The sequence below is a fragment of the Candidatus Uabimicrobium helgolandensis genome, assembly GCF_041508025.1.
Taxonomy (GTDB): domain Bacteria; phylum Planctomycetota; class Uabimicrobiia; order Uabimicrobiales; family Uabimicrobiaceae; genus Uabimicrobium; species Uabimicrobium helgolandensis.
On the sequence record NZ_CP165719.1, the window covers coordinates 6894212 to 6921032 of the forward strand.

Consider the following 26821-nt stretch of genomic DNA (forward strand, 5'->3'; position numbering starts at 1 on the left):
CTAAGATCTGCTACTGTTTAAACTAAGCAAACCAACTTTTATCAATTGTAATATTCCCGCCACTGATAATTACCCCAATTTTTTTGTTTGTTACAGCTAGTTTTTTTTCATATAGAGCTGCCATTCCCAACGCACCAGTGGGCTCCACCACTAGCTTCATTCGCTCCCACAAATAGTGCATACTATCGATAATAGAGTTTTCCGATACCGTTAGCATTGTATCGACATAACGCAAAACGAGTGGAAATGTTATTTTTCCTAGGGAAGGCGTGCGTGCACCGTCAGCTATTGTAATCGGATTGTGCACAGAGCACAATTTCTTACTCATAAAAGATCGCGTTGCATCATCGGCTTGTTCCGGCTCTACACCTACAACTTGGCAATTAGGTGAAAGGTGTTTAGTGCTAATGGCACTACCAGAAAGTAAACCTCCACCGCCGCAAGGCACTAACAGATAATCTAGCTCTCCCACTTCCTCAAGAAACTCCTTTGCCACTGTACCTTGCCCTGCAACAATATCAACATGATCATAGGGAGGGATAATAGCAAGTTTGCGTTTTTTTGCTACGTCTTGCGCAAGTTCTTCTCTTGTTATTTTTTCGCGATCATAAGTAATGATTTCTGCTCCATATGCTGCTGTCGCATTCATTTTCACTTGTGGCGCATCTTCTGGCATAATAATAGTAGTGTTCTTTTTTAAAAGTTTTCCCGATAAAGCGATCGCTTGGGCATGGTTTCCTGAAGAGTACGCAAGGATGCCACTATTATTATCACCTATTTTACTCATTGCGTAGTAAGCTCCGCGAATTTTAAAAGCCCCCATCTTTTGGAAATTTTCGCACTTGAAGAATACGTTATTTCCGGTTAGCTCATTGATTATTTGCGAAGTAAAAACAGGTGTGTGGTGAACTATATTTTGCAAAACGCAAGTTGCGTCCTTTATATTATCGTAACAAACGCTCATTTGTACCTCGAAAAGTTTTTTGATATGATAGTTGTAATAATTAATAAAATTTGCCAAAATAGATAACTATGTAAATAATTAATTGAAGTAAAAGTACTTTGTTTTTACTAGTACAAATGCCTTCACTTCAACTAAAACGGTTGCAATTCATCATAACGAATCAAGATATATTTAGAAAGGTAATTCATGAGGTTAATCACTTTTGTTGGTATTGTACTGAGTATATTTCTCACAGTTTCCTGTGGAGAAAGAAAATCTACTCAAGGTAAAACATATTGGCACTCAGAGGATGGTGCTCCTACAAAACTAGATCCTATTGAAAGTGCTACAACATATGCAAACAGAATTACAACTGCTGTATATGATACTTTGTACGAATACAAATACTTGAAGCGCGGTCCTTATGAACTTAAGCCTAATTTGGCAGAAAAAATGCCACAAATTAGCGAAGATGGCTTAGTCTATACAATCAAAATTAAACAAGGTGTTAAGTATATTGACAATGCTTGTTTTAAAACAAAGGACAATCCAAAGGGCGAAGGGCGCGAAGTAATTGCTGAAGATTTCGTTTATTCTCTTAAACGTCATTTTGATCCAAAAAACAGCTCACAAGGATCATGGCTGTGGCGTGATAGAATAGTAGGTCTTGATGCTTGGGGAAATGAAGCAGAAAAAGCAGGAACTACAGACTACAGCAAAGTAATCGAAGGTTTAAAAGCTACAGACAAGTACACCATACAAATGACATTAACCAAACCATACCCACAAATTCTTTATACTCTTGCGATGGGTTTTGCATCTGTTGTGCCTTATGAGTCAGTAGATAAATATGGAAAACAACTTACTACAAACTTGGTAGGTTCTGGTCCATTTATGCTCAAATCTTTTAATAACACGAAGGTTGTTTTAATTAAAAACCCGAACTACCGCAAAGAAGTTTTTGACATCTACTATGAAGGTTATGATGAAGAAAAGCACGGTTTTACAGGAATCAAGGCTCTTCATGGCAAAACGCTTCCTATCGTTGACAATGTCGTTATCAGTTTCATGAAACAAGACGTGCAACGTTGGAATTCCTTGAATAAAGGAAATGAAATTCACTTTGGAGTCATCCCAAAAGACCAAATTAAAAATGCGATCATAAACAAAAAACCTCCAACAATTACTCCTGAATTAGCTAAAAAATTCCATTTTGCTTACGAACGCGAAGCTGGGTTTGTATTTTCAGTATTTAATATGGACGACCCTACTTTTGGATATAGTGATGACCCTAAACGCAATGAAATGAACAAAGCTCTGCGTTTAGCTATTCGCAAAGCTTTCGATTGGCAAGATCGTATTGATACATTTTACGCTGGTATAGGCGAACCTTTTGTAGGTATTATCCCTCCAGGAGTTTCCGGTTATACCGAATTTCCTAATGATTCTATTACTCGCGATGTAGAAGGTGCCAAGAAACTTCTAAAAGAAGCTGGTTGGACTGCTTCCAACTTACCGATATTCACTTATCCATACGCTGCCTCAGCAACATCTACGCAATTTTTTGAACAAGTGCGCGGCTGGCTTGTAGAAATAGGTTTTCCAAAAGACAAAGTTCAACCACAAGAGTTTTCTTCTTTCGGTGACTTGAATAAATCAATGAAAACCAGAAAAAACATAATCAACGCTTATGGTTGGGGACTAGATTATCCTGATGCTGAAAATGTAATGCAACTTTTCTATGGCGAGAATGCATCTCCTGGTTCAAACGCATCTAACTTAAATCACCCTAAATACAACGAACTTTTCGACAAAGCTAAACCAATGCCTGATTGTGAAGAAAGAACGAAGTTATACAAACAAATGACAGAAATTCTTTTAGAAGAGTGTGTTGGAATGTTCGGTTTTTCTCGTACACGTTTAAAACTATGGAGTAAAAAGACAATTCAATATCCTACTCGTGAAATACTGAGTAACGTATTCAAATACATAGATGTTATCGAAGAAAAGAAAATCAACAAAAAGAAAACCAAAACAAAAAGTAAAAACAAAAAGAACAATAAGAAAGACACACCAAAAAAAGAAAGTAAAAAAACAAATGGCGAAAATAAAGCCGAAAACCCTTCAAAGAACAACGATAAATAAGGAAAATAGAGTTTAATGGATACCTTACGATATACTCTACGTAAGCTATTGTATAGTGTCCCCCTGATTTTGGGGGTCACCTTACTTAGTTTTACTCTAATGGTCTACTTCGGACCAGATATGGCCTATGAAAAATTAGGAAAAAATGCGACCATAGAAGACTTAGAACGCGAACGTGAAAAACTCGGACAGAACAAGCCTTTTATTGTGCGCTACGGTAACTTCCTCCAATCTGTTGTTACCTTCGATTTTGGTGAATCAAATTCAACCAACCGTAAAGTAACGGAAATGTTTTCGAGTACTATACCTGTTTCAATTCTCGTTGCCTTGCCAGGCTTTGTCTTTGGAAATCTCATAAGTATTGTCTTTGGGTTATGGGCCGCCTATCATAGGGGGCGGCGTTTAGATAAAGGAATTATGGCTGGTGCGGTAGTGGGGATGAGTATTAGTTTTCTCATTGTAGTAATTGTTTTTCAATTACTCTTTTGTTCCAGTAGTGGACTCAACTGGTTCCCGTCAACAGGCTGGGAAGTAGGAATGAATCTCCAAGAATTTAATATTCTCGATTATATGGAATACGTTACCGTACCGACCCTATGTACTATTTTTGTAAGCGTAGGTTATAACACTCGCTTTTATCGTGCGGTTTTTGTCGAAGAATTGACAAGAGATCACGTAAGAACAGCAAAAGCTTTTGGCTGCGGCCCTGTACGACTTCTGTTCAAACATGTTTTAAAGAACAGTCTTATTCCTATACTTACGCGGATCATACTTTCACTTCCTTTTGTAATTATAGGTGGAAGCATTATCATTGAATCGTATTTTGGGATACCTGGAGTAGGATCTGTCGTTTACGATGCTATAGTTAACGGCGACCAACCAGTTACTAAAGCAGCTGTTGTTTGTACAGCGATTCTTTATTTAGTTTTCTTAACACTAACCGATATTCTTTATCAAGTTGTTGACCCACGGATTTCATTAAAATGACAAATACACAAGAAAACATTAAACGAGAGACCCTCTGGAGCAAAGCTTTTCGCAAATTTTTTCGCGATAAAATGGGCGTACTCTCTTTTAGTATCGTATGTTTATACGGTATTATTGCCCTTGGCGTGGCTTTGGGATTGTGGGCCACCGAGTGGAGCGAACTAAATCCTACCCACAAAGAAGAAGGACCATCTGTAGAATTCTTGTTTGGTACAAATGCACTAGGACAAGATGTATACCAAAGAACTATTTTTAGCACCAAAACAGCATTCGAAGTAGGTTTAGTAGTTGCCCTTGCTGCAACAATACTAGGAGCTGTTGTTGGTTGTATCTCTGGTTACTTTAGTGGTACATGGATCGACGAATTCTTTTTGTGGATCATAGGTTGTATTGACTGTATTCCCTTCTATCTCTTTGTGGCTGCCGTTGGTTTCGCCGTCAATACATTTGCAGTGTATTTAAATGCCAGTTGGGGAATTAAAGGCTTTGAGTACTTTGCAATGCATATCGCAATGATCGCAACTTTTTGGACAGCCACCGCTCGTTTAGTGCGCGGTGAAGTTATCAAGCTAAAACATCTCGAATTTGTAGAAGCTGCGCATGCGATCGGAGTTCCTGGTTCTAAGATTATTTTCAAGCATATACTTCCAAACACTTTTCATATTTTATTAGTACAAGCAACCATTGCTTTTGTTAGCGCGATTAAATCAGAAGTTATCTTGAGTTATCTTGGCCTAGGTGTAAAAAATACAGTAAGTTGGGGAAAAATGATTGCTGAATCAACTCAGCAGGTACCTGCTGGAGTTTACAATAACTTTTTTGCCGCTTCTGTTTTCTTATTTGTTCTTGTGATGGCGTTCAATATTTTTGCTGATGCCCTGCAAGATGCTTTAGATCCGAAAAAAGTTTCATAGAAAAGTAGAAAGAAAAAATGACTACTCCACTTCTTAGTGTCAAAGACTTAGTGATTGAATTCAATACGGAAAATGGACTAATAAGAGCCGTAGATCGTATTAGTTTTGATATTTTTGAAGGAGAAACCGTTGGCTTAGTAGGAGAATCCGGTTGTGGAAAGTCCATTACCTCTCTTTCTATATTAGGCTTAATTCCTTCTCCTCCTGGACGTATTGGTACAGGATCAAGTATTAATTACAAAGGCCGAGAACTCGTCGGTTTATCAGAAGAAGAACTACGCGTAATGCGTGGCCATGATATTTCCATGATTTTCCAAGAGCCGATGACAGCGCTCAACCCTGTTTTCACAGTGGGAAACCAAATGATGGAAGTTATTATGCGCCATAAGAAAGTTAATAAAAAAGAAGCTTTAAAAATGGCAATCCAAATGTTAGAGGATGTAGGAATACCTGCTCCTGCCGAACGCGTACATAATTATCCACATCAAATGTCAGGTGGTATGAGACAACGAGTGATGATTGCAATGGCTCTTTCATGCAACCCACATTTGCTCCTCGCCGATGAACCGACTACTGCATTAGATGTAACCATTCAAGCACAAGTGATGGACTTGATGGGCGAAATGCAAAAGAAACAAAACATGGCAGTAATTTTAGTTACTCACGACCTCGGAGTTGTAGCAGAATTCTGTCAACGTGTTATTGTTATGTACTGCGGGCATATTGCTGAAGTAGGAACAGTGGACCAAATCTTTAATAGTCCACAACACCCTTACACCAAAGGTTTACTCGCATCAATTCCTCGTGTTTTAGACGAAAAAGTTGAGTTTCTACCCACAATAGAGGGAACGGTTCCCGACTTGGGCAATTTACCATCTGGATGTCGTTTTGCAGATCGTTGTGAACGCGCAACAGAAGAATGCAAAGTTAAACCACCAGAGCTATCAATAAACGAAGAAACGCAGGCCGGCGTCGCTTGTTACCACCCCTACAAATAGAGGATCGCCATGGATAATTTACTCGAAGTTAAAAATATAAAAAAATACTTCCCTATCAAAGGTGGCTTTTTTCGCACAGTAGTGGGAAATGTAAAAGCTGTTGATGATGTGAGTTTTACTTTACAAAAAGGTAAAACCTTAGGAGTAGTAGGTGAATCAGGTTGCGGAAAATCTACTTTAGGAAGAGCTGTTCTGCGTTTGCACGAACCAACAGAGGGTGAGATAATATTTGAAGGAAAAGATATCACCAAATACTCTCCTGAAGAAATGGTGGCAATGCGCCGTCAATTGCAAATTATTTTCCAAGATCCATTTGCTTCTCTAAACCCGCGATTAACAGTATTTCAAATCATCGTAGAACCACTAGAAATACATAAGATAGGAACACCACAAGAGAGATACGATAAAGTAGTAAGCCTCATGGATCTCGTTGGGCTAAGACGTCAATACATGCACCGCTATCCACATGAGTTTTCAGGTGGACAGCGTCAACGTATTGGTATAGCAAGAGCACTAACAATGAACCCTAAGTTTATCGTAGCAGACGAACCGGTTTCTGCACTTGATGTATCTGTACAATCGCAAGTATTAAACTTAATACGTAAACTACAACAAGAGTTTGGTATTTCATTTTTGTTTATTGCTCACGACTTAGCTGTAGTCCAACACATTTGTGATGAAGTGGCTGTTATGTATCTTGGACGAATGGTTGAAAAAGCCAAGGCCGAAGATTTGTATAAATCACCAAAACACCCTTATACACAAGCGCTACTTTCAGCTATTCCTGAACCCAATCCAAATCGCAATATAGATCGCATCGTACTAGAGGGAGATGTTCCATCTCCAATCAATCCTCCTAGCGGATGCCCTTTTCACCCACGCTGTATTCACGCAAAAGAAATCTGTAAAGCAGTAGTTCCACCTGTAATTGATACTGGTACAGAAAATGAACACATTGTACGTTGTCATCTATTTTCAGAAGAGGAACAAGCGAGCCAACAAAAATAAATTACCAAACAAATTCGTTGGGCTCTGCCCAAAGGTATTTAATAGAGTTTACAAACTCTATTAAATACTTTTGATATAGAAACACATCCCCATTAAAATACAAAACATACGATCAATTCTTAGAAAGACAATATGTACAAAATCTCAATATTCATATGTTTTTGTCTCTTAACAAGTTGTTTACGGCACCATTCAACAAATGAATACCAGATTTTGCCTAACACTTTTTTTTCTGTTACTCATAAAGGACAAACAAAACTCGCAGTAGAATACCAAGAAATATTCATCTCTCTAAAACAAAGTTTTATTCAAACCTTAGATAAAAAATACTTTTTCACAACTACCAAAAAAGATATGCAGTCTCTGTATTCAAAACTAAAAAATGCCCAAATAAAAAATACAGGTAACATAGAGAAAGAAACTCTTTTTATTATACAAAGCGGAAAAAAAACAGATAAAAGATTAAACTCAATTTGGAATCTTAGCTCATTTGTATACATAGTAGAAAACTTTGTCGATAAAAAAATGGCGCTGCCGTTTCGCCTACCACTAACAGCTCCTCGCGATCTAGTAATAGAAATAGAACAACACAATGATCTCTTTTCTGAATACGGAAAATATATACGATTATTAATCGGAGAAGGGCATATGTCTCTTATCGATAAAGAGCGAAAAGAATTACACCGCTTTGATATTTCCCAAGAAGATTTACAAAGTTTTATTCGTATATTACGCCAAAAAAAATTCATGTGGTTACAAGACAGTGAAAACTACGCAACCATTAAAACTGTAGTTACTTGGGGTGAAAATCGTTTAGAAAAAAATATCACTATCCCTAGCTTATATTCTTATATTGAAAAACAAAAGCAGTTGTATTCTTTTCCTAGTAAAGTAGTAGACAATCTACAAATTGAAATTTTATATGAAACAGATACCCCAAAAACCAGAAAAGAAATCTATCTTTCATCCACGACAGGTTACCTATACATTTTGGACACAAAAGGTAATCGAACACAATACCAACTAGATATGACACCACGCATCATTTATAAACTTCTCACTACAATATCCAAAAACCAAAAACTAGGTACTGCTGCAAATATGATTGTAAATTGGGACAATAGTCGTGTCGAAAAAAAAATAACTCTTACGTCTTTCAATGCAATTGAAAAAAAAATTCACGAACTTTTAAAAAAGCAACAAGTAAAATAGCTACGTGTTCTATTTAAATATTCCAATAGTTTTTCAATCCTATAATGACTAGCTCTATTCCAAATACTGCGAGCACTTTCGATAAAGTGCACGCATATCTTCAACAACAAGATACAAACACGGTACGAGAATAAGAGTTATTAATGTTGCAAAGACAATACCAAAACCTAAAGAAATGGCCATTGGAATAAGAAACTTTGCTTGACGAGAAGTTTCAAATATCATCGGCATCAAACCACAAAAAGTGGTAATTGTTGTAAACAAAATTGGCCGAAAACGTTGACATGCACCACTGACCAGCGTGTCAGTGATAGAACCATCTTGTTCGCGTTCACGCAAACGATTTACACAATCCACTAACACTAATGAATCGTTAACGACAACTCCAGAAAGAGCAATAATCCCTAGAATGCTTGGTATACAAAGCGTATAACCCATAATGAGGTGACCGAGTATTGCACCAACAAAACCAAATGGTATCGCAAACATTATAATGAGAGGTTGTACATAACTGCGAAACGGTATCGCCATAAGAGCATACACAACAAAGAGCGCTAAAATAAAAGTATTAGTAAGCCCTGATAACGATTCACGATGATCTGCTTGGCGTCCTTGAAAACTAGATATTAAGCCTGGATACATTTTTTTTAATCGCGGTAGAATTTCCGCCTCTATTTTATTCAAAACTTCGAGAGTTTTTCCTCGTGGTTCGACATTTGCTGTCACCTGAACGACTCTGCGTCCATCGCGGCGGTTAATTGCAGTGTAAGCATAACCACGTTGCCACATAGCAATTTCATAGAGCATGACTTCGCGACCTTGTGAGGTTCGAACGATCATTTGTTCTAAATTGTGTTCGCTAATACGCTCTTCTTCCGCTAACAACACTTTAATTTTTACCTCATTTCGCCCTCGTAATTGACGAGTAACTTCAGCTCCTAAATAGGAATTACGCAGCTGCCTTGCTATTTGCGTTGAAGTCAAGCCCAAAGCTTTTCCCTCAGGTAACACAATAAAATCCAATTGCTCTTTTCCTTTTTGATGTCCATCATCAACATCAGCAGTATATTGGAGTTCGCTAATTGCAGTTGCAAGCTCTTTACTCGCCTTTTTTAGAACCTCAGAATCACTATATGACAACTCAATCGTAAGCGCTGCTCCACTACTTGGCCCTCCAGAGTCAGCGGCGAACCTAGCATACTCAGCTCCTGTAATTTTACCACTTTTATCACGCCACCTATTGGTAAACTCGGTTGTTGATATACCAACTTTTTTACGACTATTTGCATCCACTAGATAAGTGCGAACACGTAAATTGTGACTACCATCTTTTCCTACTTCAGCAAAAATACCTTTGACAAATTTTTGTTCAATTTCGTCACGGCTAGCAATAGCAGCATCCACAATTTGTTCACTAATTGAAAAAGTTTTACTAATCGGAGTACCAAAAGGCATAATCACATTCACATTGGAGTAGTCGGACTCAATACGAGGAAAAGACTGAAACCCCATGCGACCACTCATCGTCCATGCACCTATAATCATCAAAATAGTCAGCGACACTGCCAAAGCAATATAACGCAAAGGAAGTAACCAGCGAATAATAGGGCTATAAATATTATGAACTCCCCACATTAAACTAGAGCTAAAGATACGTTGAAATCGAACTAAAAACCCAGTTGACTCATTACTTTTTTGGTGTCCTAAATGCGCTGGTAACACATATAAAGATTCCAAAAGAGAAATGGTAAAAACAGTGATAACCACCACTGGAATTTGCCAAAAAAACTTTCCCATTCGACCGGGCATAAAATACAAAGGCATGAAAGTAACTATATTTGTCAAAATGCTAAAAGTAATAGGGGCTGCCATATCTTTTGCGCCCGCTATAGAAGCATCTAAATGCGACATTCCTTTTTCGCGATACTGGTAGATATTTTCACCAATGACAATAGCATCATCGACAACTATCCCCAAAGCAACAATATAGGCAAACAAAGAAACCATATTAAAAGAAAGACCTGTAAAGGGAAGAATAAGCATTGAGCCCAAAAACGAAATAGGTATTCCCATCATAACCCAAAATGCCAGACGAATTTCTAAAAATAAACCTAAAGATACAAGTACAAGTAATAAACCTATCGCAGCATTACGAAGTAATAAGTCCACACGCTGCTCAAATATAATAGAGCGATCACGTAGAATAGAGACATTTAAATTTTTAGGAAGCACACCATACAATTTTTCAAGGCTATTGTTTACTGCAGCAGAAACTTCAACTGGAGTTTGCCGACCAATACGAAAAATTTCAAGCATTACAGCAGGCTTGCCATCAAATGTCGCGATATAATCGCTTTCTTCAAAGCCATCATTAATAGTTGCGATTTCTTCGAGAGTAATTTCACTACCATCGGTGTTAGTAATAATTGGAATTTGAGCAAATTGCCTTCCATAATCGCGGCGCTCAGTCATCCGCAATAAAATTTCACCATTTGCAGCTTTAATCGCACCAAATGGTAACTCTAATGAAGAACTGCGCACGCGACGCGCTATCTCATCAATGGTAAGGTTATAGTAGCGCAATGTCTCCTGGGAAACTTGAATGCCAATTTCCATTGCAGGTAAACCAGATACTTCTATTTGCGTTATATTTGCATTGCGTAGTAAATCGTCACGTACAACTTCAGAATAATAATGTAATGCGCGGCGATCAACATCTCCATAAATAACAAGGTCTAACACTTGGCGTTTGCGCGAGACAATTTGTACACGCGGTTCTTCAGCATCCTCAGGAAATGTTCGAATACGTTCTACTTCATCGCGAATTTGGTTAGCGAGTTTTTGTAAATCCTCACCTTCAACGAGTTCAACACTAACAGTGCCTGAGCCTTCGCGCGCTTCTCCTTGTATTTCTTTCACACCTTCTAAATTCCGAATGGCCTCCTCAATCGGCTTAACAATACCTTTTTCAACTTCTTCAGGGCTTGCTCCGGGATAAGCAACAGACGCTCGAACTACGTCCAAATCTATTTCAGGAAAAACCTCTTGTTTGATATAACTTAGGGCAAAAAAACCACCGATCAAGCATATCAACATAACTAAATTTGCAGCGACAGAATTCTTAGCCATCCATGTTATTGAACCAGTAGGTTTATCATTTTTCATTATTGAATCTCTTTCACTACCATGCCAACTACTGCCCCAGGAATTTGCGATACGATCATTTTTTCTCCACTTGCAATTCCGCTATCTACGAAAACATAATCTTTTTCGCGCCACACAATATTAATCAAACGTTTTTGCAATTGATTATCTACAAGTACCCACAAAAATCTTCCATCCTGAAGATATTGACGAGAAATTTGTATCACATTATTGAGCGTTCTTCCTTTTATTTCTAAACGAACAAAAGAACCCAGTAGCAAAATAGGTTTCTCTGAACTTGTTTGTGAACGTAGTAAAGGATCCTTGATGCGAATAAGTAGTTTCGCCATCTTACCTTCTGGTTCTAACTGTGGTAACAAGCGCTCTACGCTGCCTTCGCGAAAAATATTTTTGGCCCAGGAACGGTCCGTTACCTTTACGACACTTCCCTTATTACCACTTCTAGGCAAAGTAATCCATGACAACTGGCGTACAGGAATTGTCGCTTCCACCCAATAATAATCCACAGCAACAATCGTTGCGATATTAGTGCCTTCTGTAACTGTAGATCCTAGCCCTACGCGTTTTTCTATAACAAAAGCATCAAACGGAGTAGTAATATTTGTATATTTTAAATTCTGTTGTGCTTTTTCTAACAGTATCAACTGTAAACTAACCTGCTGTTTTGCAAGCACAATATCTTGCTTTTTTAATTTCAACGCTTCGCGTTCCGTTTGTAATTCACTGAGGCGCAAACGTGCATTTTCTAACTCAGAATTTTTTTGAATAGTCGTCGTTTTAGCAACCTCATATACTTCTTCACTAGTTAGTTTCCTTTGTAAAAGTTGCTCTTGACGCTGCGATTGTTGTAAAGCATTTTCGTATTGTTTCGTTGCTGATTTGAGATTCGCTTTTGCTTTTTTTTGTTCTACAACAAGACGCTGCTCGGCAACTTGATAATCTTGCTGCGCTCGTTTAAGTTGCGCATCTGCTATAGCCAATGAAGCCTCTGCTTCGGCAACATTCCGCTTCTCGTTAATCGGATTAATTTTGGCTATCGCACTTCCTTTTTTTAGAAATCCTCCAGGAACCAAAGATGGCGAAACGCTCAATAACTTACCACTTATTTGAGGAAAAACATCAATTCTCTGCGATGGTGTTATTGTACCCATAGTAGCAATATTCGTCGTATAGCTTTTAGTAGTCACGACAATCGTTTTAACAAAAGCTTCTCGCTGCGACGTTCTTTTTCGCACTTTTGGCTTTGTTTTCATAAGAAACTGAGTTATCAAATATCCTACATATATAATAATAACAACAGTAAGTAAATGTACTGTGTATCTGGTAATAAGACGTGCCCGAGAATTGCTGTTTTTCATAGTGAGCCTCGTTATGTTAAATAATTTTTTCAACTACAGCATTAGGAATAAAGCGCGTTCACTATCCACTATACTAGTGTCGAGAATTACCTTTTTCCAGTGGTAAATAAAGACTAAATATCGTTTCGTTGTTAACGCTTTTTACTTTTATAAATCCATGATGTTTTTCTGCCAGCGCTTTACATATCGCCAGCCCTAAACCAAAACCTTTATTTGTCGTACTAGAGGATGATATACGATAGAAACGATCAAAAACAAAGGGAATATCCTCTTTTGCAATTTCTTTACCAGTATTTTTTATCGTAAGTACAGCATAATTAGCATTTTTAGATAATAAGATAGTAATAGATTTGCCCAACGGTGTGTTTTGAAAAGCATTATTCAAAAGATTTTGAACAATTTGCTGAATCCATAGAGGGTCTCCTGTTACATAAATATAATTGTCAATATTTTCTATTATAGTAATCTGAGAATCGTCATGTACTTTTTGAAGTTGCCTTTTGGTATTTTCGATTATTTCTGCTAATTCTATACTTTGCGATATAGCAATTTTCTTTTCGCCTTCCGCTTGAGCAAGTAGTAATAATCCCTGTATTAAACTATTCATTCGTTCAATTTCATTGAGCGTGCACGATAAAGTTTGTTCATACTCAACAGGAGAACGCTCTCGGCGAAGTAATACTTCGATATCACCGCGCATAATTGTCAGTGGCGTTTTTAATTCGTGAGATGCATTACTTGTAAATTTCTTTAATGTTGTAAATGAGTTCTGTAAGCGCGAAAACAAACTATTAAGAGTTATCGACAATTGGCCAACTTCATCATTCTCTACAGGATAACTAAGTCGTTCACTAAGATTCTCGACACTAATACGCGAAGCATTTTTTGCTATTTCGCGAAAAGGTGCGAGTAGTTTATAAGAAATGTACCATGCACCAATAACAGAACACAGTGTACAAAGAATAACCAATGAAATAAGAGTAAATGTTAACTTATTTAGTTTGTCATTCTCCACTTCTTGCAAATAAAATGCTCGGATAATAAAAGTACCTTCCAAGCTTCTAAATAAACGCGCAAAGGTGAGAAATTTATTATCTTTTGTGTACACATATTTACCAATAAGACATTCTTTATTTTGTAACTCAATATTATGAGAAGCGTAGAGCAATCGCCCTTCACTGTGAATTTGTATTGCGATAAACTGAGTAATTTTATTAGATTCTCCTTGGTGATGTAAGTGAAATTTTCCATGCGAATCAAAAAAATTACGAACGCTTTGGTTGATAGTAAACATCAATGATTTTTGTATATTTTGTTGGATTTGGTGCGTATGCAACGTGTATAGAATTGTCGAAAACAAACACAATGTTAGCGTAACAAAAGAGGCAAATACAAAAGTAAACTTAAAGCGAATAGTCCTATTCGTTTTGGAGAACATAACCCACTCCATAAACAGTTGAGATTTGCGGAATTCCTTCGCGATGAATTTTTTTACGTAAAGACCTAACTGTCACATCAACGACATTACTACCAATATCGTGAGATTGTTGCCACACATGATTGAGTATTTGCGTTCGCGAAAGCACTCGGTCTTCATTGGCTAAAAAATAACGTAGTAATGCAAATTCTTTTTTAGTTAGTGAAATATATTCGTCTTCGATAAAAACCTTAAACGCCTCAACCTGTAAACGGATCTTTCCAACAGAAAGCACCGAAGAGCTATGTGAGTTTCGACGGAGAAGTGCGCGAATACGAAAGAGCAACTCTTCAAAATGAAATGGTTTGGTAAGATAGTCATCACATTCATTTTTAAACCCCAACCTTTTATCGCTAATAGTATCCTTAGCTGTAAGAATAAGTACAGGAGTCTTTTTATTAGATTTGCGAAATAAAGCTAAAAAATCAAAACCATTCATTTTAGGTAAGGATACATCAAGTATAATGAGATCATATTCACAATATTTTATTTGTTCTAAAGCAAGTTCCGCAGATTCACAAGAATCAATCGTAAAACCTTCTTCAATAAGTCCTTTAGAAATAAAGCGTACAACGCCTTTTTCATCTTCAATTAACAAAATGCGCATAATTTTCCATAACTTAGAAATACTCTACTGAGTAGTAAATTTATTTGTTCCCTGGAACAACTGTTCAAAACAAACGATAGTGATTTTCAGCAAGCACTTTAAAATGGTGTGTTGCTGCTTCCTCGCCGTGAAAAACTTCATAAAAAAAATGGCGAATTGCTAATTTTTTATAAGGAGAAGGGCCTCTAAAATATTCATGATAAATTCCAGTTACTTCCGAAAAATCAACATAAATTGCGGGAGAATTATCAGTATACCCTGCTTGTCCTAAACGCAATCTACCTTTATTCTTAAATATTTGCGATAAGCGCAAAACACGATCACAACGACTATAGGGAATATATATTCTTTGTGCAAAGTTTATCTTTTTTAGCAGCTGTTCATGATTTTCAAAATGAATATCAGCAGCGTTGAGAATAACATTGTCAAATAGTACGTCCGGTAGTGTATTTTCATAGTTTTTTAAGAAATTCTGTAGTACAATATTTCCCATACTATGAACAAATAGAGAACACGATTTCTTATTTTGAGCGAGATATCCTTTCATCTTCTGCAAGCAAAGCTGTAGTTCATCACTTGAATTTTTTGCATTTTTAATAGGGTATCCCACAATCCAACCAAAAGAAGGCCAGCGAAACATACAAACCTCAACATCATAATGCTTTTCAATGTACGGAATAACAGATATCTGGCTACGTAAAGGTTCCGGTCCTTTGCCATTAACATACAAAAGTAATTTCTTTTTAGATTTGATATTATTGTGCATAAAAGAATCAAAGTCTTGTTGTGCTCCAAACACATATTCTTTACCATTTGACGCAACTAGCGCTGTACTTGAATTTTTACACGCAAAAAATAAAAAACTACATACAATGCACATAGAAAAAATACGCTGCTTCATTTTATACTCCTCATAACCAGTGGCCAATTGTAGTTTATGAACAGAAAGTAGGTACTTTATAATGAATGATATTGCAGACATTGTCAACAAACTAAAGCAAAGTCGTCGTCTATTATTTGTAACAGGGGCAGGAATGTCAGTTGATTCAGGAATACCAACATATCGCGGTATAGGAGGATTATATAATAACAATGAACTTATCGAAGGTATGACAATAGAAGAAATAATGTCTGGTCATGTAATGCGTACAAATCCAGAGCTTGTATGGAAATGCTTAGCTTCAAATAGTTCTTTTTTTAAAGACGCCTCTCCAAATCGCGGCCACGAAATTATTGCAGAGATGGAGAAAAATTTTGAAATTTGTGTATATACACAAAATGTGGATGGTTTTCATTCTCTTGCAGGATCTACAAATGTAATAGATGTTCATGGCAATACACGTGTTCTTTGTTGTATGAACTGCGACCAAAGAGATTCTCTTAACAACATAACTCAACTTAAAATTCCTCCTCTATGTACTAAATGCGGAAAAATCATGCGACCAAACGTCGTTCTTTTTGGCGAAATGCTTTGCCCAACAAAAATGACTGCATTATCTAAAGAAATGTTAAAAGGTTTTGATATGGTTATCATAATTGGAACATCAGGACGTTTTCCTTATATCGTCTCTCCCGTTTTTCAATTATACAAGCACGGCTCCTTTGTTATTGAAATAAATCCTGAAACAACTGAGATTTCCGACTTAGCCAATATTCACCTTGTATCTGGAGCTAGCCAATCTTTAGAAACTATCTGGTCAATGTATTTGAAACAATAATTAGAATGCTAAAAGCACTGATCAATTACAAACTACTTTGTAATCGTCATTTTTGGAATATTGCAATGAGAAAAATATTCTATGTTATATTTGTTTTTAAATCCAAATATGCGGTAATATTAACTCCTAGAGTAATAACTCTTGTAGAAGTAACTCCTGCAGAAATGAAAAATCTCAATCGTGCCAACTGGGAAAAAATAGAGCTAGAGACGTTTGACCCCACTCCTTTAGGAACGAAAGATCTCAATTATACTAGTTGGGGAAAGAAAGAATTATATTGGTATTTGAATGGAGGAATGGGTTTTGATACAGGAACATATACATTACTATATGATCTTGGCCATTTATATCGAAGAAAGCTAGAAGCTTACGAAAAGTATAAGACAAATCGCAAAGAATAAACAAACTCAATAGAAACATTATAAATATCAAGTTTTTTGTGATCAAAGTTAACTATAAAAAAAGGCGATAGACGAAAACAGCTAAAACCACTGATAACTTATAAAAGTATTCTTCGTTAAAACATACGGCTTTTATACTAATTTTTGTTGCAAAATAAAAACTAATAAGTAAAATAAGAACAGTTGTCGGTTACTACATCAAACAAGAATGTTGCATTTTTAGTTTAAGATTATTTTAGTTAAGTAACATTCAATGTTAAAAATTTTATAGGTTTAATTCAACGGTTAATTATTTAGATCGGTATAGCTCATTGTGAAAAAGATAATTTCAGGAGGACAAACAGGGGCTGATCGCGGAGGTTTAGATGCCGCGATAAAATTAAATATTGAACATGGGGGATGGTGTCCAAAAAATCGACGTTCAGAAGATGGATCAATTCCATATTGCTATAAACTAAAAGAAACAGTTAGCAGCAATTACAAAGTGCGCACGGAACAAAATGTTATCGACTCAGACCTAACACTAATTTTTACTCCTGGCAAAGCGAGTGGTGGTTCCTTACAAACAATTCGCTTTGCCAAAAAACACAGTAAAAATTATTATCACATAGATATTTTTGGAGTTAAAGAAGAAAATTTTCAACTTTTGGTTACGTTATTGTGTCACTTTGATAGTATTTTAAATATAGCAGGATCACGCGAAAGTAAGTTTCCTGGTATTAAGAATTACGTAAAAAACATGCTTTGCGAGGTTATAGAACATATCAACCAAAAAAACAGGTAATATTTTTTACTATATAAAAAATATTGCGTGACAAAAAGCAAATTACGGTCGTTATAACCACAGTAATTCACAGACTACTTTCTTCCATAATCGTCTTCGAGTCTTTCTATATCGTCTTCACCAAAATAACTACCTGTTTGTATTTCAATAAATACTAGGTCTTTGTCACCGCGATTTTCAACACGATGGATAGTTCCACAAGGAATATCAACGTACTCTCCTGGTAATTTAGTAATTTTGTTTTCGTTGAGAGTAATAATCGCTTCTCCTTGAATTACGTACCAATGTTCAGATCTTTTTTGATGTCTTTGTAGGCTAAGGCGTCCTTGCGGAGAGACAACGATCTTTTTTACTTTATGATCTTTTTCATCGTTTAGAACTGTATAGTATCCCCAAGGGCGAGTATCTGTTTCCATTGACATTTGACTTTCTAGCTAAAAAAATTTCGGTATATAAACGGTGTAATTAAGAAGAAAATCCAATATAAAATAAGAGCTAATACTAAAGAGTGCATAAAATAGTGAAGTTTTTCTTTTAATTTTCTCTTTTGAGTTTTAGGAACTATTTGATATATCACGATACAAGCAATCACTATAAAAACCAAACTTCGAATTTTAAGCATCTTGGTACAACTTATACTTGGTTATGTATTCTCTAACCGACTCTGGCACAAAATAGCGAATAGGATTTTTTTGGTGGCATTTTTGACGTATTGTAGTAGAGGAGATGAACACAAGAGGTATTTCAATTAAATTGCGGTATAACTTTTGATATGTTTCTTGAGGTATTTTCGTTTTGAGCTTTTGTAGATTTGAAAAGGGATAATCAGGGCGGCTAGCAACAACAATTTCGCACTCAGTTAATAAATCTTGCCAGCGATACCATTCGGGAAGAGAAAGAATGTTATCAGCACCAATAATAAATGTAATCGCTTCGTTTGTCTGCATTTTGAGTTTTTGCATTGTTTTATATGTATGGGAAATATGATCTGACTTTAGCTCTATATCTGATATTTCGAAAAAAGGGTTATTAGCTATGGCAATTTGAACCATATTATATCTATGTTGTGGTGAAATAGATATATTCTTCAATGGCGGTATTTTTGATGGAATAAAAATTATTTTCGATAAATTCATTTTTATCCTTATTTCTTGCGCTAAGATTAAATGCCCTACATGGATTGGGTTAAAAGTTCCCCCAAGTACACCTATAGCCAAAGTAAACTCCTACGAATTGCTTTGTTTTTCTTTTGAATCAAGAATTTCATTTATTGCTTCGAGTTTCTCAATTAAAGAAAGAATGCTGCGACTTTGTATATGATCTAAAGAAAAATTTTTGTGGAAACGTTTTTTGGCCTTTACCATGAATTAACCTCCGTAATAGTGGATGATTATATTAGCGATTCACAAAAATAGTTACCAACAAAATGCGAGGTTTATTTTTTAACGTATAACTATAGAAGTAACAACGTTAAAAGATAAAAGAGCACTAAGTGATAAACACTTTTGGCGGATCACTTAAAACATTTAGTTGCATACTATTATTCTATGGTTATTTTTGCATTTTGTCTAAAAAAAAATATTTAGTGCTTCTAAACGCATCCTAAATAAATTTGTTCGCTAGTTTTTTTTGTAAAAGATATCTTCTATAAAAAAAACTCTTTTCGTTTTTTAACCACGGATTACGAATACTCTTCACATGTTTTTCAATGTAGTGGTTAAGCCTTTTCTCCCATTCTAAATAAAAACGCGTTGAAAGATGGTTATTTTTGTTTGTTTTACACTCTAACCACAAATCTGCTAAGTCAAGGTAGTGTACATCTACTATTTTTTGAGGATTTGTTAACATTTGAATTATTCGTTGCAATTGAAGTTTGCATTCTTCTATGTGAGTTTCAATATCATGTTGCTCATATGTCTTGGGAACTTGATCAATCATTAATTGTTCGTAATGTTCTATAACCAGATTTTCTTCAACATTCAAATTTTTAATAATAAATCTATAACTAACTAATACTTCAGCATACATTACGTATAAATCTCGCCGCGAATAACGCATAAAAAACGCAAAAATAATAAAGTCTTTCCACGGTGTTATTAACTCTATAGGGTTTGGAACAAAACTTTTCGCGAAATCCCACAATGATTTTTTAGCGGTTTCTTCCATTTGAGATGTTGTAAGAATAGACAAATCTCGCTTCATTTCATCTAAACGATAGCGAATCTCTAAAACCAGCTCCAAGGCAATAACTTCATCAACATATTTGTTTTTAGTATAAGGGCAAAAATGTGGTAGGCAAAATAATCTCGACATTTGGTAACGCGCAATTTGCAATTCACTATTTATTCCCTCTATTTGCTTTTTAGAATCTCTCCTTTGTATACGTTTTTTTATGCTCTTGCTAATTTTCCAAGTACGATAAATATTATTAACGTAACCAGCAATAAAATCAAGTAAACGATCAACAAGATGTATAACAACGAGAACACGTAATCCGACAATCGCTTGTAGCGATTTAATAAAAGATTCCGACTGAGCAATAGTTCTTTCAACAATTCCAGGACGTCCGGCCTCTTCGCTTAACATTGCCTCAAATATTGGAATATCTATTCCAGCAATACTGTATTGACGTTTAACATACAAAAACAACATTTTGAAAACATTGACTACTCCAAGAAACAAAAATTTTGTCACAGAATAAGCGAGAATAATAGGAATTTTTATAGGCGCAATGAGTATGTTAAAAATTTTTGGCAATATTCTTAAATTAAGACTCTCTGAGAGCGCGTTAGAGGCTAATTCTCTGTCAACCAAATCAGTTGATTCCGTAGCTTCTCCAGAATAACGCTGAAAAACTTTGCTGTGCTTTCCAGCAGTAGAAGAAATGACTTCAGGTTCTTCTCTTAAATCTTGCTCTACTTCAAATACTTTTTCTTGTTTTTTGTCATGTTGTAATCGGCCCCTAGTAGCTTTTTCATCTTTCTCTTCTTCGGGGTGGGATCCATAATAGATTTCTATTAAATCAGGGCTCAAAAACTCTTTTATTTTCTTTAAAATGCGCCCCTCAGTTTTAAAAAGCACTTCCTTATCTATAGTCACAGAAAAAGTTCTTTTACTTTTAGATAAACGAAGTGGCGTTGTTTTTTTTCGCTTCTTTGGTTTCTTTAGATCAAGTATTTCCTCATGAACTCGTTGTTTCAATCCTAGCATTTTTTGCAAATTGCGAATAGGTATTTCGTTAATAAAAGATGTTGTTGTTCGTGCCAGACCAGGAAAATCTCTCTCATCCAAATCTCCTGGAATGTATTTTTCTAGATCGGCCTTATATATATGTAGTTCGTTATTACAGTAAAAAGCTATTATTTCTCCATTTGCCACGAGTGACAAAACTTGAGATAAATGCACCTCTGGTATTTTTACAAATTCCTGAATATGCTCCCTTGGAAATAAAAAATCAACAATTTCATCGTAATCAAATATAACTTTTTCGCAACGATAATCTACATTTAAAATCCCTTTGTACACACATTCCAGGAGCTGTTGTTCGTTGACCTCAAAACATTTACAAATGCTCTCTATCGTAGAAACAACCAATAAGTATGGTGAAATACGTTGAGGAAAATACCTCGCTCTGTACAAGTAGTTACAAGGTTTTTTTTCTATATACTGAGCAATATACGTTTGTATGTTGTTCTCAGTGACTTCTGTTGTTTGTTGTAACAATGTATGATATATTTTATTTTTTTGCTGCTGCAAGTGGGAAACATTAATACGATTATTGCGCGATATTTGATGAAGGTAATGCATCGCTATTTTCTGATAAACTGTTTGATTATGTACATGATACAAAAATAGATTTACTATCATTTCCCAAACAGCATTATTACCATGAAAAATTTCCCATTGTAAAATAGCGAGTAGAAATTCATTGTGCTTTGATTGCTTTAGTAACGAAGTTACAACAGATGATATTCGCATAATTACTATCCAAAGGAGACACATATGGAAGAGTTATTTAGTTCTGGTTATACACAAATCAAATTTATTCCTTATACAACTGCACATTTGGTAGTGCTTGGTGTTTTCTTTCTACTATGCGCATTTCTTTTTTTGTTGGATAAACTACCTAAAAAATACCAAACTATCTTTCGTTACACCCTTGTAATAATAATGCTGTTAATAGAAATTTCTTGGCATATTAATGAATGGTATTTTGGTTATTGGAAATTAAAGTATGGATTGCCACTTCATTTATGTTCAGTAACATTATATATGGCTATTTTTTCTCTTGCGAGAAACAATACTTTTTTCTACAATTTTTTATTCTTTTTAGGCATATGCGGGGCTGGCCCAGCATTATTTATTCCCAATACAATATATGGTTTTCCGCATTTTCGATTTTGGCATTTTTTTATTTTTCATGGCGGGATAATACTTGCAACACTCTATATGACGGTCGTTGAAAAAAACCGCCCACAATTATCATCTATAATACCAATAGTTATTACAATGAATATTTATATAGCGCTCGTAGGCGTAATCAACTTCTATCTTGAGAGTAATTACCTATTTTTATGTGAAAATGCAAGAGGAACGAGTTTTTTAGGTCCATGGCCTTGGCATATACTAGGTATGGAAATTATGATGATAACTTTATTTTTTGTTATTTACATTCCATTTTTTTTCACCGCAACACGCAAAACTAACCTAAATTCATAATACTCATAGTAAACATATCTCTCAAAACATTTACCACTTGCGAAAATTTTAATTGGCGCAATCTGTATAAATTTTGGCATCTTGTGCTATTGTGTAAATTTTTATATTCTTTATAATAAACACATATTGAGTTTTGATTCAGATAGTTTCTTAATCAAAATTCACACAAAGTTAGTCTAACTAGTTATGGAATGTTATGATAGCTCAAACTGCAAAATTTCCTGTTGATCCAGCATGGAGAGTAACACTAAAAGATTTGGGAATAGAAGAAAGCAACATTCTTCGTCGCGCACAATTACCCAATGATCTTTTTTCCCGAGAAAACTTCCTGCTAACAACACAACAGTACTTTCGATTATGGGAGAGTTTAGGAGAACTATTTTCGAGCCCCATTTTTCCTTTGCAACTCGGACAAACAGTTCCAGCAGAATCTTTTAATCCTTCGGTATTTGCTGCTCTCTGTAGCCCATGCTTAAATATTGCAATGAAACGCTTAAGTCATTATCAGCAACTCATTGGTCCGCTAATACTTACTATAAATGAAGACGAAAAAACAACTACTGTTTCGTTTGATTGCCTCTACACAGATTATCCTATGCCTGATATTTTTATTGCCACAAAGTTTGTTTTTTTGGTTCATCTTGTACGATTAGCTACACGCGAAAACATAAAACCTTTATTTATTTCATCAACAACACGCTTACTTAATCACAGTGATTATACTCAGTACTTTGGTATTACACCTATGCACTCCTCTGAAAACAAATTACAATTCTGCAATAATGATGCAAAGCGACCTTTTCTAACCGAAAATCAGAATATGTGGCAATTTTTTGAACCAGAATTGAAAAAGCGTTTAACAGAGATGGACACCAAAACCCCCTTTTCTCTTCGCGTTCATAGTTGTTTGTTCAAATTATTACCTAGTGGATTTAGCTCTGTAGATGATGTAGCAGAAAAACTTGCCATAAGCAAGCGTAGCTTACAACGCTATTTAAACAACGAAAATACAAATTTTCAAGTAGAGTTAAAAAATGTAAGAGAAAGACTTGCAAAACATTATTTAACAACAACATCTCTATCTAACACACAGATTTCCTTTTTATTAGGCTTTAGTAGTTCCAATTCTTTTGTCCGCGCTTTTCGTTCTTGGACAGGAAAAACACCACAAAGAATTCGCAAGGAAAAAACCTAAATGTCAACACACTCTAATTAAAATAATAAATCATTCAACAGAAAGAACTTGACAATGAAAGCTTCATGGAAAAAAAAGATTGCGATTACACTTGGTATACTAGGTTTTGTCATCACAATATGTTTAGTGTTTGTTAAAATTTTATACGGAGGAGGAACATTTTATCCTTCGGTCAATACTACACCCATAAAACAAAACTCACTAAAAGTTTTAACTGAACTCCCTTATCCTCCAGGAATGGTAGCAAGCTCTCAAGAAGGCAGATTGTTTTTTAATTACCATATGTTACACAAACCAGAACGCTTCTCACAAGCAACTCTTTTCGAATTTGTTGATGGAAAAAAAGTACCATTTCCAAATATAGAAACCCAAGATAAGTTTTATCATGCTATGGGAATTACAGTAGATCATCATCAAAGACTATGGGTTACAATTCCTCGCGGACTAGATGGAAAACAGCCATCTAAGTTACTAGCTATTGACATCAACACTAAAGAAATTGTTTTTGAACACCAGTTTAAAGAAGGTGTTGGTATCTTCGCTCAAGACTTAAGAGTATCTCTAGATGGTAAAACGGTCTATTTAGCTGATTGCGGTTTCTTACCACTAGCTGTACCTTCCCTAATTGTTCTGGATATAGAAAGCAAGTCGAGTAGAGTACTACTAAAAGATCATAGCACCTTGGCTCCTCAGAATTGGCTAATTCAGCGGCAAGATGGAAAACCGCACCAACTGTTTTTTGGTCTACTAAGTTTTAAAGTAGGATTTGATGGTTTAGCAGTTAGTAAAGACGGACATTGGCTATATATGGCGGCCATGTCTCACGACACAGTATATCGAGTACCAACTAGAGTCCTAACCGACAAAAATTTAGATGATGAAAAAATATCAAGTTTTATAGAAGAAGTGGGAAAAAAACCTTTAAGCGATGGAATAGAATTAGATAAAGACAATAACCTAATCATCACAGATGTTGAGTATGGCTCATTGGCAATACTAACACCTGAAGGAAAATTAAATACATTGGTTCAAGATAAACAAATCAATTGGTCTGATAGTATAACTATTGCCAATGATGGTACAATTTATTTTACCGATAGTCGTTTAACCGATTTAATTAATACTCTTGCCCAGCCAGCTTCCAAAGAAAAAATTATCGCCAATGGCCCATATAAAATTTACAAAGTTTTACCTTAAAATAGGGCGTGTCATCATTCAAAATATTGTGTGTTTTTTCGAGCCCGAGCCCGTTTGCGAACCCGTTTCCGAAACTTTCACTAACAATTTATCAAAGAAGCAAAGTTTCTTTTTCCATCGCAAAAAACTAGTATTGAACCAATAAATCACTTTCTGTCGCTCCCAAAAAGTTTTCGGGCGCGGGCTCGCAAACGGGCTCGGGCTCAATACTACTGGCGTATCATTAAATGAATCCGTTATATTTTTATCTGTATTGAATGATGACACGCCCTACATAGTCCACGAAAACAATGCTAGAAACCAAATATATGGCGACGAGATGTCTTGTCATAGCCGTCGCTACATCTGTAAAATACTAAACTGCTCTCTAAAAATTCTAATTTTGTAAAAATCTAAACGGTCACATTCTAACGGTTAGCAATAATTGTTTCTAAAACTTTCTCATCGCGATAAAATAAATTCATCGTGTCAAAAGGTATGATTCTTCCATCTTTATGAACAATGTGAACACAAGATTTTTTTACGCCTCGTACATCAAAATTGTATGCGTCGTAAAACTGCATTATAATAATGCGAAATAAATTTTTATAACTCAGCTGTGGCATTTTTATTTTGGGAATACAACACATTACTGACTGCAATTCACTAGAAGCACTTTCATTGGAAGCACCTGTACTAAATATCTTTTTGAGTTTCTTGCGTATTTCAGGGAGATTTTCCAAATTTATAGTATTTTGCGATGTATCAAGTAATTCTTCGGGGTTAAAAAATCGCGTCAATGGTACGATATCTCCCTTTAGTTTTAAAGCATATGCCATTGCAATTGCATCAGGATGGCAAGGCACAGGTACAATATCCTCTGCTGAAAATAATTGCGATTGTTCAAGAATAGATGTTCTTACTTCTCCAAGAGTCATTCTATCTTTTTGTGGGTCAAAATTTTCTAATCTACCAGCAATTTGTGTTGGTTGGTAAGTAACACCGCGTATACATTTTTGGGTCACTGCGTAATCAAGTATTTTACCAATTTCTTTATTGTTTAGTCCTTTTTGCAAAGTAACAACTAGTGTAGTAGAAATATCAAATTCGTTTAAATTAGAAATAGCTTGCTCTCTAATTTTTGTCAGATCTTCTCCTCGCAGTGTTTTTAAAACTTCTGGGTCAAAAGAATCAAACTGTAGATAAATTTCAAATCCAGGCATATAAGAAGCGAGCTTTTTGACAAACTTTTTATCTTTGGCTATACGAACTCCATTAGTATTTATCATCAAATGGCGAATCGGTCGTTTTTTCGCCATGTCGAGAATCTCAAAAAAATCTGGATGTACTGTCGGCTCACCTCCACTAATTTGCACAACATCAGGCTCACCTTCGTTAGCAACCACAATGTCTAGCATTTTCTCAATTTCATCTAGCGAGCGGTGCCTTCCCATATTTGGCCCTGATACGGAATAACAAGTGGGGCATTTTAAATTACAGCGATCAGTAACCTCAATAAGTGTTAAACATGAGTGCTGTTCGTGATCTGGGCATAAGCCGCAATCATAAGGACAACCATATTTAACTTCCGTATTGAATTTTAATGGTAAGTCGCCTGGCTTGTTAAAATCGCGGCATTTTTTATAATACTCTGCATCTGTTGAAATTAATACTTTTTCGCGTCCGTGCTCTAGGCAATTTTTAAGCATGTATACCTTATCATTTTGTATAACAATTTTTGCCTCTAGTTTAACTAAGCACTTACTACAAACACTATTTGTAAGCTCATAATAAACATAATTTCTTGTTGCCATGACTCACCCCAACCTAACAATATTAAAAGATATCACCATACAACTCCCCATTCCAATGAGAAGAACCAAGAACATAGAGAGCAAGTATTCCCCTGAGTTTGTTTTAATTTTTTTACGTGCGGCATGAACTAATTCAGCTATAGCCATCGTAAAACAAAGGAAAGAGTGAAGAAGTATACTAAGCATAAAAGGGACAAGGA

Annotated in this window: 23 protein-coding genes; 12 read left to right on the forward strand and 11 right to left on the reverse strand. The window is 35.6% G+C overall.

What is annotated here, in order from left to right; all coding sequences use genetic code 11:
- Window positions 1-22 precede the first annotated feature (22 nt).
- A complete protein-coding gene (locus tag UABHE_RS25635; protein ID WP_372366160.1) occupies window positions 23-964 on the reverse strand; it encodes a threo-3-hydroxy-L-aspartate ammonia-lyase in 942 nt (313 codons plus the stop codon).
- Between the two features lie 186 nt (window positions 965-1150).
- Between UABHE_RS25635 and UABHE_RS25640 the strand changes: the two genes are divergently transcribed.
- The 6 genes from UABHE_RS25640 (at window position 1151) to UABHE_RS25665 (ending at window position 8207) form a co-directional block, all read left to right on the forward strand.
- The gene (locus UABHE_RS25640; protein ID WP_372366161.1) at window positions 1151-3088 is read left to right on the forward strand and encodes an ABC transporter substrate-binding protein; all 1938 of its coding nucleotides are present in this window, start codon (window positions 1151-1153) and stop codon (window positions 3086-3088) included.
- Between the two features lie 15 nt (window positions 3089-3103).
- Window positions 3104-4075 (forward strand): ABC transporter permease, encoded by a 972-nt coding sequence (locus tag UABHE_RS25645; protein WP_372366162.1) that lies wholly within the window; start codon window positions 3104-3106, stop codon window positions 4073-4075.
- Complete coding sequence (locus UABHE_RS25650; RefSeq protein ID WP_372366163.1) at window positions 4072-4989, forward strand: ABC transporter permease; 918 nt, start codon at window positions 4072-4074, stop codon at window positions 4987-4989. The genes UABHE_RS25645 and UABHE_RS25650 overlap by 4 nt, the downstream gene beginning before the upstream one ends.
- Before the next feature lie 17 nt (window positions 4990-5006).
- The gene (locus UABHE_RS25655) at window positions 5007-5987 is read left to right on the forward strand and encodes an ABC transporter ATP-binding protein (RefSeq protein ID WP_372366164.1); all 981 of its coding nucleotides are present in this window, start codon (window positions 5007-5009) and stop codon (window positions 5985-5987) included.
- Window positions 5988-5996: 9 nt separating this feature from the next.
- Window positions 5997-6995, forward strand: a complete 999-nt coding sequence (locus UABHE_RS25660) for an ABC transporter ATP-binding protein (RefSeq protein ID WP_372366165.1) — start codon at window positions 5997-5999, stop codon at window positions 6993-6995.
- 213 nt (window positions 6996-7208) lie between these two features.
- Complete coding sequence (locus UABHE_RS25665; protein ID WP_372366166.1) at window positions 7209-8207, forward strand: hypothetical protein; 999 nt, start codon at window positions 7209-7211, stop codon at window positions 8205-8207.
- Window positions 8208-8261: 54 nt separating this feature from the next.
- Here UABHE_RS25665 and UABHE_RS25670 read toward each other — a convergent pair whose 3' ends face one another.
- From UABHE_RS25670 to UABHE_RS25690, 5 genes are all read right to left on the reverse strand, one after another.
- A complete protein-coding gene (locus tag UABHE_RS25670; protein WP_372366167.1) occupies window positions 8262-11372 on the reverse strand; it encodes an efflux RND transporter permease subunit in 3111 nt (1036 codons plus the stop codon).
- Window positions 11372-12730, reverse strand: a complete 1359-nt coding sequence (locus UABHE_RS25675; RefSeq protein WP_372366168.1) for an efflux RND transporter periplasmic adaptor subunit — start codon at window positions 12728-12730, stop codon at window positions 11372-11374. Before UABHE_RS25675 ends, UABHE_RS25670 begins: the two co-directional genes overlap by 1 nt.
- Before the next feature lie 73 nt (window positions 12731-12803).
- Window positions 12804-14168 (reverse strand): sensor histidine kinase, encoded by a 1365-nt coding sequence (locus tag UABHE_RS25680; RefSeq protein WP_372366169.1) that lies wholly within the window; start codon window positions 14166-14168, stop codon window positions 12804-12806.
- On the reverse strand, window positions 14149-14814 hold the full coding sequence (locus UABHE_RS25685) for a response regulator transcription factor (RefSeq protein WP_372366170.1): 666 nt from the start codon (window positions 14812-14814) through the stop codon (window positions 14149-14151). Before UABHE_RS25685 ends, UABHE_RS25680 begins: the two co-directional genes overlap by 20 nt.
- Before the next feature lie 64 nt (window positions 14815-14878).
- A complete protein-coding gene (locus tag UABHE_RS25690) occupies window positions 14879-15715 on the reverse strand; it encodes an alpha/beta hydrolase (protein ID WP_372366171.1) in 837 nt (278 codons plus the stop codon).
- A 61-nt stretch (window positions 15716-15776) separates the two neighbouring features.
- Here UABHE_RS25690 and UABHE_RS25695 point away from each other — a divergent pair, with 61 nt between their 5' ends.
- From UABHE_RS25695 to UABHE_RS25705, 3 genes are all read left to right on the forward strand, one after another.
- A complete protein-coding gene (locus UABHE_RS25695; RefSeq protein ID WP_372366172.1) occupies window positions 15777-16532 on the forward strand; it encodes an NAD-dependent deacetylase in 756 nt (251 codons plus the stop codon).
- Between the two features lie 65 nt (window positions 16533-16597).
- Entirely contained in the window at window positions 16598-16933 is a 336-nt protein-coding gene (locus tag UABHE_RS25700) for a hypothetical protein (RefSeq protein WP_372366173.1), read from the forward strand.
- Between the two features lie 313 nt (window positions 16934-17246).
- Complete coding sequence (locus UABHE_RS25705) at window positions 17247-17717, forward strand: putative molybdenum carrier protein (protein ID WP_372366174.1); 471 nt, start codon at window positions 17247-17249, stop codon at window positions 17715-17717.
- A gap of 74 nt (window positions 17718-17791) precedes the next feature.
- Here UABHE_RS25705 and UABHE_RS25710 read toward each other — a convergent pair whose 3' ends face one another.
- The 4 genes from UABHE_RS25710 to UABHE_RS25725 form a co-directional block, all read right to left on the reverse strand.
- Entirely contained in the window at window positions 17792-18139 is a 348-nt protein-coding gene (locus tag UABHE_RS25710; RefSeq protein ID WP_372366175.1) for a phosphomannose isomerase type II C-terminal cupin domain, read from the reverse strand.
- Window positions 18140-18331: 192 nt separating this feature from the next.
- On the reverse strand, window positions 18332-18934 hold the full coding sequence (gene nadD / locus UABHE_RS25715; RefSeq protein WP_372366176.1) for a nicotinate-nucleotide adenylyltransferase: 603 nt from the start codon (window positions 18932-18934) through the stop codon (window positions 18332-18334).
- Between the two features lie 9 nt (window positions 18935-18943).
- A complete protein-coding gene (locus UABHE_RS25720; protein ID WP_372366177.1) occupies window positions 18944-19081 on the reverse strand; it encodes a hypothetical protein in 138 nt (45 codons plus the stop codon).
- A gap of 238 nt (window positions 19082-19319) precedes the next feature.
- Window positions 19320-21695: a hypothetical protein gene (locus UABHE_RS25725; protein ID WP_372366178.1), complete on the reverse strand. Its 2376-nt coding sequence runs from the start codon at window positions 21693-21695 to the stop codon at window positions 19320-19322.
- Window positions 21696-21719: 24 nt separating this feature from the next.
- Here UABHE_RS25725 and UABHE_RS25730 point away from each other — a divergent pair, with 24 nt between their 5' ends.
- The 3 genes from UABHE_RS25730 to UABHE_RS25740 all read left to right on the forward strand — a co-directional run bounded on the left by UABHE_RS25730 (window position 21720) and on the right by UABHE_RS25740 (window position 24828).
- Complete coding sequence (locus tag UABHE_RS25730) at window positions 21720-22436, forward strand: TIGR02206 family membrane protein (RefSeq protein ID WP_372366179.1); 717 nt, start codon at window positions 21720-21722, stop codon at window positions 22434-22436.
- A gap of 196 nt (window positions 22437-22632) precedes the next feature.
- On the forward strand, window positions 22633-23631 hold the full coding sequence (locus UABHE_RS25735; protein ID WP_372366180.1) for an AraC family transcriptional regulator ligand-binding domain-containing protein: 999 nt from the start codon (window positions 22633-22635) through the stop codon (window positions 23629-23631).
- A 54-nt stretch (window positions 23632-23685) separates the two neighbouring features.
- Complete coding sequence (locus UABHE_RS25740; RefSeq protein ID WP_372366181.1) at window positions 23686-24828, forward strand: SMP-30/gluconolactonase/LRE family protein; 1143 nt, start codon at window positions 23686-23688, stop codon at window positions 24826-24828.
- Window positions 24829-25235: 407 nt separating this feature from the next.
- On the opposite strand, the gene UABHE_RS25745 is transcribed toward UABHE_RS25740, so the two are convergent.
- Window positions 25236-26621 carry a radical SAM protein gene (locus UABHE_RS25745; RefSeq protein WP_372366182.1) on the reverse strand — a complete coding sequence of 462 codons (1386 nt, stop codon included), beginning with the start codon at window positions 26619-26621 and terminating at the stop codon, window positions 25236-25238.
- Between the last annotated feature and the right edge of the window lie 200 nt (window positions 26622-26821).